Raw genomic sequence first — 11,164 nt, 5'->3', positions numbered from 1 at the left:
GGTGAGCGAATAATCTGGGAGCCTATACACGGATGAATGAGCCTTTATTGCGGTGTGAAACAGAACTCACCATCCCTTTCTTTGATGTGGACTCTATCGAAATAGTTTGGCATGGCCATTACGCAAAATATTTTGAAATGGCACGCTGTGAGCTGCTGGATAAGTTAGGTTATAACTACGTGGACATGAAAGCCTCAGGTTATGCTTGGCCGGTGGTGGATATGCGTATCAAATACGTTAAGCCTTTGCACTTTCAACAACGCATTCACATTATCAGTGAGCTCGTTGAGCATGAAAATCGCTTGAAAATTGATTATCGCATTGAAGATGCAAACACGGGTGAGAAACTGTCTGTGGCGTATACCATCCAAGTGGCTGTGAATATGGCAGAGAAAACGATGTGTTACGCTTCACCAAAAGCACTATTGGATAAAATTGAGGCCTTGAAAAACGCATGATAAAAATTTTATCTCAACGCAGTATCTTGATTTGCTCGTTAGGCGGTTTATGCACTTTAGCGCAAGCCTCGCCTGCTGCATTTGAGCAAGTTAAAGCGCAGTTATCCAAAGACACGGCTATCTCTGGCGATTTCAAGCAAATACGCCACATGAAACTTCTCTCTTCACCCGCGGTTTCCACAGGGCATTTCACACTGTCTCAATCGAAAGGCTTGACCTGGCAGCAAGTCACGCCGTTTAAATCGACGATGCGTGTGACAGCGCACAGTATCAGCCAAACGTTTCCTGGGATGCCGCCAACGGTTATTACCCAAGACCAACAGCCTGTAGTTTTTAGCTTTACCCGGGTTTTTTTGTCGACTTTTCAAGGGAACCTTAATCAAATCCAGCAAACGTTTAAGCTGAAATTTTCTGGCACCACCAGCGCTTGGTCATTGACACTGACACCCAAGTCCTCGCCGATTAACAAAGTGATTCGCTCCATTGTACTAAGCGGTGGTCGATATATTACACAAGTGATCGTTAATGATACCCAGGCCAACACGATGACTTTACTGTTTAGTAAAATACGTAGCCAGACTTCATGAAGATATCCAAGCGTCAGCACAACGCACTTTTTTACCTGTGGCTTATCCTTTGCCTGGGTTTATTGCTGCTGTTGGGCAAAGGCTGGCTGGGCGGCTTTGACATCAACACAAATTTATTGTCTTTACTGCCGAAAAATCAATACCCAGCGAATACTCAAACCGCCATCGATCGCTTTTCTTCACGTATGAGCCGACAAGTGGTGGTGCTGATTGGGCAAGCTTCTGAACAAAAGGCCATTGCCTCGGCCAGCTTATTTTCAAATGCACTGAGTCAAAGCGGCTTATTTGTTTCTATTCAAGATAAAGTCGAAACGTCTGAACAAGCCGCCTGGGCGGCGTTGTATTTCCCCTATCGTTATGCCTTGCTTTCACCTAGCGACAGAGCCTTGATGCAAGCCAACAACACGGCCGCCATTTATGTGCAAGCGCTGCAAAGTTTTTACAACCCGATGGGGGCTAATAGCGATGGTGTGCTAAAAACTGATCCGCTATTTTTATTTCAGCATTATCTTTTTTCTCTGCCAAAGCCTGCCACTCACTTAAATTTATCGAATGGGTATTTGGTCGCTCAGTCTCGCGCCATTCACTACGTGATGATTAACGCCGAATTACGTAATGGCAGCTTTAATCTTGGCAACCAACAAGCGGTGGTGAATGAGATTGCGCGGGTTAAGCACGCTGTGGAAAAAGCCTACCCTGGCAGCACAATACTCACCACGGGGATGGTCTTTTTTGCACAAGCCGGTGCACAGAGTGCGCAGCACGATATCCGCTTAATCGGCATCGGGTCGATCATTGGTATTATCTTGCTGATGCTTTGGGTGTTTCGTGGCTTATCGCCTTTGTTTTTCACGCTATTTTCAGCGATAGTCGGTATTGTGGCAGGCTTTTTAGTGTGCGAATGGGTATTCGGCAGTATCAATCTATTAGCACTGGTATTTGGTGCGAGTCTCATCGGTATTTGTGTGGACTACGCGTTTTTCTTTTTATCGGATCGGATGCTAGGGGGTGCGTCTTGGAATGTATTGGCCTGCCTACAGCGGATATTGCCCGGCACCAGCTTGGGCTTGCTCAATATTATCGTCGCTTTTGCCGTTATGGCTTGCCTGCCCTTTCCAGGGCTGAAGCAGCTTGCGGTATTTGGCGCGGTGGGTTTGTTCTTCGCTTTTCTAACGGTCATTGCTTTTCTACCTCGCGCGCTAAAAAAACCGGTCAAACCGGTGTCTTCTCGCCTGCTCACCTGTGTTTCAAGGTATTTATCGCTTTGGAAAAAAGCCACAGCAGGCTCACTCATTTTATCGATAATTCTATTGCTGGTTTTTATCTTCCTTGGCGTGCTTAAACTTCACGCCGACGATAAAATACAACGCTTGCAAGCCCTGCCTGCCGCACTCGTTAAAGAATCCTCACGGCTTCAGGCGATTATCGGTAATCATTTTAGCCAAAACATGATCCTCGTTTCAGGTAAAACACCTGAAGAAACGCTGACGCACGCAAGCCATTGTCTAAAGAAGATACAACAGCATTACGCCTCGGTGGCTTCATCCGCGTTATCTGTCGCCCAATACCTACCGACGCAAACACAGCAACACCATGATCACGAGCTAATCGTTAAAACATATCAGCAAGGTCTTAAAACGTATTTTCAGAAGATTCACTTAAAGCCCGAGCTCATTGAGCCACTGTATCATCAGGCAATCAATGCACCCGCTCGGTCTATGACGGTCAAGGATTGGCTGTCATCTCCGGCCTCCCAACGCTTGCGCTACCTTTGGTTGGGCCGCATCGGCGATCACTATTTCACAGCGATCTTGGTTTCAAACCAAATACCGTCGACATCGTTGTCAGTGCTCTTAAAGCATCAGCCAGGCGTGACCTGGATCGATCGCGCAGATAGCCTAAGCCAGGTTTTTAAAGTGTATCGTCAACGCTTGTCCTACCTGCTCGTATTGATTTATGCGCTGGTTTTTTTGGGTTTTTTATATCGCTATCGGCAAAAGGCCTTTGTCTACATTTTGCCGCCGTTATTGGCGAGCCTGACAAGCCTGGCCTGCTTGGGCTATCTTGGCTGGCCGGTGACCTTATTCAGTGTGCTCGCGCTAATGTTAGTGCTGGGCATTTCGGTGGATTACGTGGTCTTTTTTGCTGAAACGCGCGGACGGCTTGAAAGTACAATGCTTGCGATTACTTTGTCGGCCTTGGTTACGATATTGTCTTTTGGTTTATTAGCGTTTAGCGCCACCCCGGCTGTGGGCTTTTTTGGGCTCACTGTTGGGGTGGGTATCCTTGTGGCCTGGCTGCTATCGCCTTGGGTTTCACGCTTTAAAGGGAATGAACACCATGTTTAAACGCCTTATTATTACGCTATCCTGCTTGCCCTTGGCTGCTTGCTCTGCGCTATTGTCAAAAAAACAGGTCGATGCGCCCCAGTTATTTATCGCGCCCAAACAGGCTGTCACTTTGCCCACACCGCAACAACTTGGTTTAAACATTAAAGCAACCCAGTTACTCAGTGCACGTTACCGTATTAACGGGCAGTCGCAGAGTAAAACCGCGCAAGTTGAGCTTGAGGCAAACCCACAGCGTATCGTGATGGTGGCGTTAGCCCCTTGGGGCGGCAGTCTATTTTCGCTGCGCTACGATGGCAGGCAAATTCACAGCAGTAGCTTGCCCATGCCCAATGCGTCTTTGGGCGTGAAACATGTGTTGTTGGATTTTGTGCTCACCTATGCTTCGCCTACTGTCATTCAAACTATGCTTAAAGGCACGAATGTTCATGCACGCTTTGCACCACACTTGCGCGAGTTTGTACTCAAAGGCCAGCCGATAGTGACCATTCGTTACCAATATCGCAACCCCTGGCAAGGTCAAATTGTTCTCAATAATCGTTGGCTGCATTACACCATCACCATCCAAACCCTGTCCCAGCAGGCCTGAATACAGGGCTGCGTCATTAAAAATTTTTTGTTTAAATTTAATGAAGTGATCCTGGTCTAAGCAAGAAATCCCTTTATTCGTGAGCTGTAGCTCGTATAATGGCTGCAGTTAATTAGGAAACAAGACCTATGCTACGTTTTTTACCTGGCCCTGTTCGTGGTGTATTAGCCATACTGTTGCATGTTTTGCTGGTGATGGTGTTATTTTTTTATATTTTAGCTTTGGCTCCGTTTCAATACTTGATCCCTGCACGTGCATGGCGTGATTTTTTCACCCGCCGTTATCGCCAAATCCCTGGGGCTTGGAACTTTGTGAGCGATGCAGTTTTGGCCAATCTCACCAAGTTGAAAATTCGCATCCAGCAAAATGCCAGTGTCAGCAAATTGCAGTCGTATATTGTCTTGGCCAATCACCAAACGTGGGCTGATATTATGATCGTACAACGAGCGATCGGTCGCATCGCTTCACCTTCCGTGTACATGATGAAGCGAGAGCTGGTGTGGTTTCCGTTTTTAGGGCAAGGCTGTTACCTCTTGGGTTTTCCCATGATGCGTCGTTTCAGTAAAGCCTACCTTGAGAAACACCCTAAAAAACGCGGTTTGGATGTAAAAAGCACACGAAAAAGTTGCGAGCGATACCGTCGTTTTCCGGTTTCATTGGTCAGCTTTATTGAGGGCACACGCTATACGCAAGAAAAACACGACAGGCAAGGCTCACCGTATAGGCACTTATTAAAACCGCGCGCCGGCGGATTGGCTCATGCTTTATCGGCCATGGGCGATCAAGTCAAAGCGTTTTTAGATGTCACCGTGGTTTATCAAGGTGGGCGCTCGAGCATCTGGGAGCTTTTCACGGGTAAAGCACGCGAAGTGTGTGTGAATATTGACTTGCGCCCTATCGCCGATTTCTTGCGCGGCGACTACGATAACGACAAACACTATCGCGAAGTGTTCCAGCGCTGGGTGAATGAACTCTGGAGCGAGAAAGATCGCTTAATCGGCGAGATTTCGGCGCGCTTAAATCAAACGCCAGTTTAATTGCTCGTTGTGCCTACGGCTAGTCCGCCGCCGAAATAGACCCCAGTGGATGGCGGATTTTGTTGAGAGGTTTGCACCATGCCATCTGCGGCACTGTCGCTTAAGACTTTTGTATTCGCCTGGGTGACTCCGTCTGTGACTTGAGTATCAACCCCCGCCGGTTGCTCAGCCACGGATTTCACATTAGAAATGCTGACAGACTCTGTGATCTTAGGGTTAACACCTGTTGATGCAGGGCCAGCGATGGCGCTGAGTGTGATGAGGCTTATAAGTGAAATAGCAACAAAGACTTTCATATCTGGCTTCCTGGTGAAATTAACAGTCGGTGAGTATAGCAAACTTCCTGAAAATACGTAAAAATGACGCTCTGGGTTTCGAGGGTTTCTATGGTGTCATCAAGCACAATTTTACCGCTCTTTGACACGGTCGATCGTATCGAGGAAAACACAGCGCCCGATTGGTCGCGCTACCCGGCGTTTGCCGCCAAAGACTTCCAGTACAGTATCGCGTTTTTAACCAGCTACAACGGCAGCCAGGCGACGTTTAACGCCTACCGGCGCGAAGCCGAGCGATTGTTGCATTGGGCCTGGCGATACCCCAAAAAGTCAGTATGCGCACTGAGACGAGCCGATATCGAAGCCTATCTCTATTTTTGCCAGAAACCACCGGAAGATTGGATTTCCGTGAAAAAAGTACCGCGCTTTTTAAGCCAAGATGGCACACGCAAAGCCAATCCGGATTGGCGTCCTTTTGTGGTCACTCTGCCTAAATCGCGCAGCAAGCAAGGCGAGAAAGCTGATGTTAAAGCTTATGTTTTATCTGAGGTGGCACTTAAAGAAATCTTTGCAATCCTCAGTTCTTATTATAATTTTTTGATCCAAGAAGAAGCGACGGAAGTTAACCCCATCGCCCATATTCGCCAAAAAAGTAAGTATTTGCGAAAGCGCCAAGGCAAGCCCAAGATCCGCCGCTTAAGCGAGCTGCAATGGGGCTACGTGATTGAAACAGCCAGACTCATGGCTGAAGAAAACCCCGATAAGCATGAACGCACGCTATTTATACTTTCGGCTTTGTATTTAATGTATTTGCGGATCTCAGAGCTTGCTGCCAGTGATCGCTGGACCCCGACCATGGGTGATTTTAGTCGAGATCATGATGGAAATTGGTGGTTCACCGTGGTGGGTAAAGGCAATAAAGAGCGTGAGATTGCCGTGAGCGATGCCATGCTCAATGTGCTGCGCCGCTGGCGCGTGCATTTAAACCTCACGCCGCTGCCCTCGCCGGCCGACCATTCACCGCTCATACCCAAGGTGCGTGGCCACGGTGCGATCAGCAATACGTCCTTTATCCGCAAGATTGTCCAAGCCTGTTTTGATGAGTCGATTAAGCGCTTACACGCCGATGGCTTTGCGGATGATGCCGCTCAACTTTGTGAAGCTACTGTTCACTGGTTGCGCCACACGGGGATTTCAGACGATGTGAAAATTCGTCCGCGCGAGCATGTGCGTGATGATGCCGGCCACAGCAGCGGCGCCATCACCGATCGCTATATCGATATCGAGCGGCGTGAGCGCCACCGTTCTGCGAAGGATAAAAAGCTGTCCGATGAATAGGGTCTTATATGGACTCGCTCCGTATTGTAAAGAATAAAATACGTTGTGATTAAAAATGGTATAGATTGCGACCTTATATCCGGCGTCTCAGGGGTGACTTAGCTCAATCACTGGCGCCCTAATGAAATGCGCGCGCTTTCTCCTTATCTGTCGAACGGCTATTCATAAAAAGCCTAGACCCTAGTCAGGTTTTGAAAACGCTGGTCTTACCTATTTTGTCATCACGTTGATTCTATTCCTCGCAATTCACAGAACGTGTCTTAAGTTAATATCCAAGCACTATCTTCTTTTCAGCACGTGCTAAGCAGCTTCCTGATAGCGCTCCCCGCTTAATAATATAGCCATTGCAATACGGGCGTTTTTATTCGCTAACGCGACACAAGCTCGATTGATGCCTTTTTCATTTCTAAGACGCTCCACCCAGGTTGATCGAATACTTGGTTTATTTTTACTTCTGATCACCACAGACCTGGCGCCATGAATCAACATGCGTCTAGCAAACTCATCACCACGTTTGCTAATACCCAGTAGCTTTTGTGTGTTACCGCTTGAATGCTGCTTGGGCACTAAGCCTAGATAAGCAGCAAAATGACGTCCATTTTTAAAGCCAGCACCCGTCCCCACCAAAGCAACTAACGCTGCTGCTGAAATAACACCGATACCTGGAATTTCCATTAAGCGTTCACAACGATCATCTTTTTTAACGAATGCTTTCAGCTTATTGTCGCAAACAGCGATCTCCTGGTCTAACTGCAACAAGGTGTTGTATTGTTGCTCCAACAAAGCCTTTAGTTGAACACTTAACCCATTGATAACCTCTCGATCATAAAGCTTAGGCAATACTTTTCGAAGCGTGGCTAATCCTTGAGGAATAGCATGCCCATATTCTGCCAGCAAACCTCGTAGCTGGTTAGTCGCCCGGGTGCGCATGGTGACATACATTTCCCGTATTCTGAGTAGGCTTTGTAAATCTTGCTGCTCGACGGTTTTGTGGGTAACAAACCGCATGTGAGGACGTTGTGCTGCCTCAACAATGGCTTCGGCATCACGATAGTCATTTTTATTCCCTTTGACAAAAGGCTTCACATACTGTGGCGCAATTAACTTAACGGTATGCCCCAGTTGTTCAAACTCCCTAGCCCAGTAATTGGCGCTACCACACGCTTCCATCACAATGGTGCAAGGCAGAATTTGACTGATTTTTTGTAAAAGTTGGGCTCGTTGCAGACGTTTTCGTGCAATAATCTTTCCATGTTCATTGGCACAACACAATTGAAAAACAGTTTTTGCCACATCAATACCTACTAGTGTAATATTCATATCGGACTCCTTCTCTTCGTTAATTTCAAGCGGTCCACCGAGACCACTTTGGCGCATTTATTATGACGCCGTTTTAAAAGAGGAGCGAGTCCATTTCATTTGTTTACAATTGATTTTCACGCTGCAAACTGAGTGAAATGGGTCCAAATTGCTCATTATTTTCGTTAAATAGGGTTAGCTATTCGCCTCAAATAATAAACAACTTGGCCTCAACCCCTTCAGTTTTCGCTTGCAAAAATCAAAGGTAAAATGGTTTTAACACCGGGCCGCTGGGAGCCTCGAGCACATCACACAAGGCATGCGAGCGCGCCGGCGTATCGTTAATTATTCCTGTTCCGAGCATACGCCGCTAGCGTGGCGTACGCTGACATTAGGTAAGGTTTCTGGAATGCAGCGGCTGATAAAAAACGCAGCGAGAGCCGCGACGGCGACGATAAAGCCCGCCATCAACCCTAAATGCCCCAGGTGAAATAAATAACTTAAGGCCGCGGGTGTTAGCCCACCAATGACACCGGCGCCGATATTGTAGGCTAATGAGCAGCCTGTGAACTGAACACGCTTGGGAAACATTTCAACATAAACCACTGCACAAGCCGCCATAAACGCGGTGTTTGCCGTGGTCAGCAACCACATGCCTAAAAATGCCAGGGATAAATGCGCCGTATCGATCAATAAAAAGCTCGGTACCGTGAGTATTGCCAACCCCAAGGAACTGGCGACAATAATCGGCTTTCGCCCTATTCGATCCGCAAGGCGTGCGAAATACATAATCGCGACGGCTGATGACATCAAACACAGCATATTAATCACAAAGACATCGTGCATGGCAATGTGTGCCGTGACTTTCATATACGAAATAATAAACACGAAAAAGCTCGAGTAATACACACCACCAAAACAGGCTAGAATCGTCACGCGAAACGTTAAGCCTGGGTGTCGTGAGATGAGCTCGACAATTGGAGCCGGTTGATCCGTTCGTTTTTTCGTCGGTATATGCAGGCTGATGAGCGAGCGGCGCGTTAACAATAAGGGCGGAATCATGATCAGTGTGGCTAAAAATGGCAGGCGCCAAGCCCATTGATCATGAAAAAAACGTGTGCTGAGAAAGCCAACAAATGACGCCAGCAAAAAACCAAACATGCAACCGATATACGCCATGGCCGCGCCCTGTGCGCCACGCCTCGGTTTTTGGTTATTGCGAAGCACAGCAAGCGCACCGCTGTACTGCCCACCAACGGATAGCCCTTGGACAATGCGAAATACCACTAAAAGAATGGGCGCTGTTATGCCGATTTTCGCCTCTGTGGGTAATGCGCCAATCAGAAAAGTCGGAAACGCGATCAAGGAAATCGATAAGTACAGTGCTTTGCCCTGCCCGTAATGATCGCCAATATGGCCGAAAATTACTCCACCAATCGGGCGCATAATATAGCCCAGGCCAAAGGCCAAAAAAGCGGCCATTAGCGATAAGTAGTGGCTGTGGCTGGGGAAAAACGCGGTGGCAATATAGGCGGCAAAATAGCCGTATAAACAAAAATCGTACCATTCAACGACATTGCCAAGACTGGCTGCAAGGTTCTTCCGTGATAAAAGTCGCATGATAAATCGTCGTTTGGTGTCATTTCAGTGATACCCACCTTAACAAATTTAACCCTCGTTCGCAAAAGCTTCGCCGGTATTGAGCGTTTTAAAATAATCACAGCAGGCAAGCCCCATAAGAAGCTCACAAGCTGTGATAGCCACTGTTCTAATACGCTTGTCATTGATTAAAAAAATCCTCGAATGCTTCGTTTAGCGTAGGGTACTTGAAGTTAAAACCTGTGCTGGCAAGCCGTGTGTTTTTCACGCGCTGGCCTTGCAGTAAAAGCTCCTCGCCCATTTGCCCAAATAAACCTTTCACTACGCTTGCAGGCATGTGCATGAAACATGGTCGATGCAGTGCGCCTGCTAAGGTCTGTGCAAATTGTTTTTGTGTGACCACATCGTCAGCCACCAAATTAAACACACCGCGTTGTTCCGGGTGATTCAACAAAAAACTGATCGCACGTGTTAAATCTTCCAGAGCAATCCAGCTAAAGGCTTGTTGGCCGCTGCCTAAAACCGCGCCAAAACCTAGCTTAAAGCTCGGTAAAAGCTTTTTCATCGCACCTCCTTCAGGTGATAACACGACAGCAAAGCGCATAATCACCACATTGACACGGGCTTTAATGGCGGGCTTAAGTGCAGCTTCCCAGGTTTGGCCTACTTCACTTAAAAAATCGCGCGGCGGGTTTGGCAAGGTTGAGTGTTCATTAAATACGGTGTCTGAGGATAAACCATAAATACCAATCGCACTGGTGTTTAAAAGCCTAGGACTATGCTCGCCCAAACTTGCGCACAATGTGGCGAGTTGTTGTGTGGTGGATACACGACTTTGAAGAATCGCCTTTTTGCGCGCACTAGACCAACGTTTGTCGCCGATATTTTCACCGGCTAAGTTAATCACCGTGTCAAAGGTTTTTAATGTTTCACAGCTTAAGTCATTCCAGCTCATGCAGGGCTGGTCGTCGCCAAACGTTTTCTTGAGTTTATTTATGTTGCGCCCAAGCAGTGTGAGCGTGTGTTCATCTTTGAGGGTTTTAACCAGCGCTTGTCCGACAAAACCGCTAGCACCACAAATGAGTATATTCATCCTTGAAACTCCTGTTAACGTCGACCGTAAACATCCTCGACACGTTCAATATCATCCTCGCCGAGATAATCGCCAATTTGCACTTCCACCAGCTGGCAAGCCGTGTCGCTTAAATTTTCAATGCGGTGCAGTGCTTCGATTGGAATATAGACTGCTTCATTCACTTGATAGGTTTTTTTCGTGTCGTTTATCGTAAGTGTTGGCATGCCTTTAACCACGATCCAATGTTCAGAACGTTTGAAATGTTTTTGTAATGATAAACGACCGCCTGGGTTAATCGTGAGGATTTTGACCTGAAAGCCAGAGTGCAGCGCCAGTGTTTGGTAACTGCCCCAGGGGCGTTCGTAGAGTTTACCTGTTTCATTCAGCATGTTTTTTTCCTTACTTATCTGTAGCTGGGATTGAGCGCCGAAGGCGTGATCACCCAGGGTTTATTTCTCCCCGGGTTATCGCTACGCTCAATACAGGCTACCCGATACTGTCATTGCGAGCGAACGACAGTGAGTGCGGCAATCTTGTTAAGTAACGTGGAGATTGCCAC

The 11,164-nt window shown here is 47.4% G+C and carries 11 protein-coding genes; 6 read left to right on the top strand and 5 right to left on the bottom strand.

The features are described 5' to 3' along the window. Positions 1-32 precede the first annotated feature (32 nt). From COV52_10225 to COV52_10205, 5 genes are all read left to right on the top strand, one after another. The gene (locus COV52_10225) at positions 33-458 is read left to right on the top strand and encodes a hypothetical protein (GenBank protein ID PIR10073.1); all 426 of its coding nucleotides are present in this window, start codon (positions 33-35) and stop codon (positions 456-458) included. Then, positions 455-1,045 (top strand): hypothetical protein, encoded by a 591-nt coding sequence (locus tag COV52_10220; GenBank protein PIR10072.1) that lies wholly within the window; start codon positions 455-457, stop codon positions 1,043-1,045. The genes COV52_10225 and COV52_10220 overlap by 4 nt, the downstream gene beginning before the upstream one ends. Continuing rightward, positions 1,042-3,393, top strand: coding sequence for a hypothetical protein (locus COV52_10215; GenBank protein PIR10071.1), 2,352 nt, complete (start codon positions 1,042-1,044; stop codon positions 3,391-3,393). The genes COV52_10220 and COV52_10215 overlap by 4 nt, the downstream gene beginning before the upstream one ends. Then, complete coding sequence (locus COV52_10210; protein PIR10070.1) at positions 3,377-3,982, top strand: hypothetical protein; 606 nt, start codon at positions 3,377-3,379, stop codon at positions 3,980-3,982. Before COV52_10215 ends, COV52_10210 begins: the two co-directional genes overlap by 17 nt. Positions 3,983-4,110: 128 nt before the next feature. Then, positions 4,111-5,019, top strand: coding sequence for an acyltransferase (locus tag COV52_10205; GenBank protein ID PIR10069.1), 909 nt, complete (start codon positions 4,111-4,113; stop codon positions 5,017-5,019). Here COV52_10205 and COV52_10200 read toward each other — a convergent pair. After that, entirely contained in the window at positions 5,016-5,315 is a 300-nt protein-coding gene (locus COV52_10200; GenBank protein PIR10068.1) for a hypothetical protein, read from the bottom strand. The genes COV52_10205 and COV52_10200 overlap by 4 nt on opposite strands. Positions 5,316-5,405: 90 nt before the next feature. On the opposite strand from COV52_10200, the gene COV52_10195 reads away from it, so the two are divergent. Next, positions 5,406-6,632: an integrase gene (locus COV52_10195; protein PIR10067.1), complete on the top strand. Its 1,227-nt coding sequence runs from the start codon at positions 5,406-5,408 to the stop codon at positions 6,630-6,632. A gap of 300 nt (positions 6,633-6,932) precedes the next feature. Here COV52_10195 and COV52_10190 read toward each other — a convergent pair whose 3' ends face one another. From COV52_10190 to COV52_10175, 4 genes are all read right to left on the bottom strand, one after another. Next, on the bottom strand, positions 6,933-7,952 hold the full coding sequence (locus COV52_10190; protein PIR10066.1) for an IS110 family transposase: 1,020 nt from the start codon (positions 7,950-7,952) through the stop codon (positions 6,933-6,935). 324 nt (positions 7,953-8,276) lie between these two features. After that, positions 8,277-9,551 (bottom strand): hypothetical protein, encoded by a 1,275-nt coding sequence (locus COV52_10185; protein ID PIR10065.1) that lies wholly within the window; start codon positions 9,549-9,551, stop codon positions 8,277-8,279. A 160-nt stretch (positions 9,552-9,711) separates the two neighbouring features. Beyond that, the gene (locus tag COV52_10180) at positions 9,712-10,623 is read right to left on the bottom strand and encodes a TIGR01777 family protein (protein PIR10064.1); all 912 of its coding nucleotides are present in this window, start codon (positions 10,621-10,623) and stop codon (positions 9,712-9,714) included. A gap of 14 nt (positions 10,624-10,637) precedes the next feature. After that, positions 10,638-10,994: a mannose-6-phosphate isomerase gene (locus COV52_10175; protein PIR10063.1), complete on the bottom strand. Its 357-nt coding sequence runs from the start codon at positions 10,992-10,994 to the stop codon at positions 10,638-10,640. Positions 10,995-11,164 lie beyond the last annotated feature (170 nt).

The sequence above is a fragment of the Gammaproteobacteria bacterium CG11_big_fil_rev_8_21_14_0_20_46_22 genome, from assembly GCA_002796245.1.
Taxonomy (GTDB): domain Bacteria; phylum Pseudomonadota; class Gammaproteobacteria; order UBA12402; family UBA12402; genus 1-14-0-20-46-22.
Note: the sequence above shows the minus strand (reverse complement) of the source record. Positions and strands in the feature narration are given on the sequence as shown.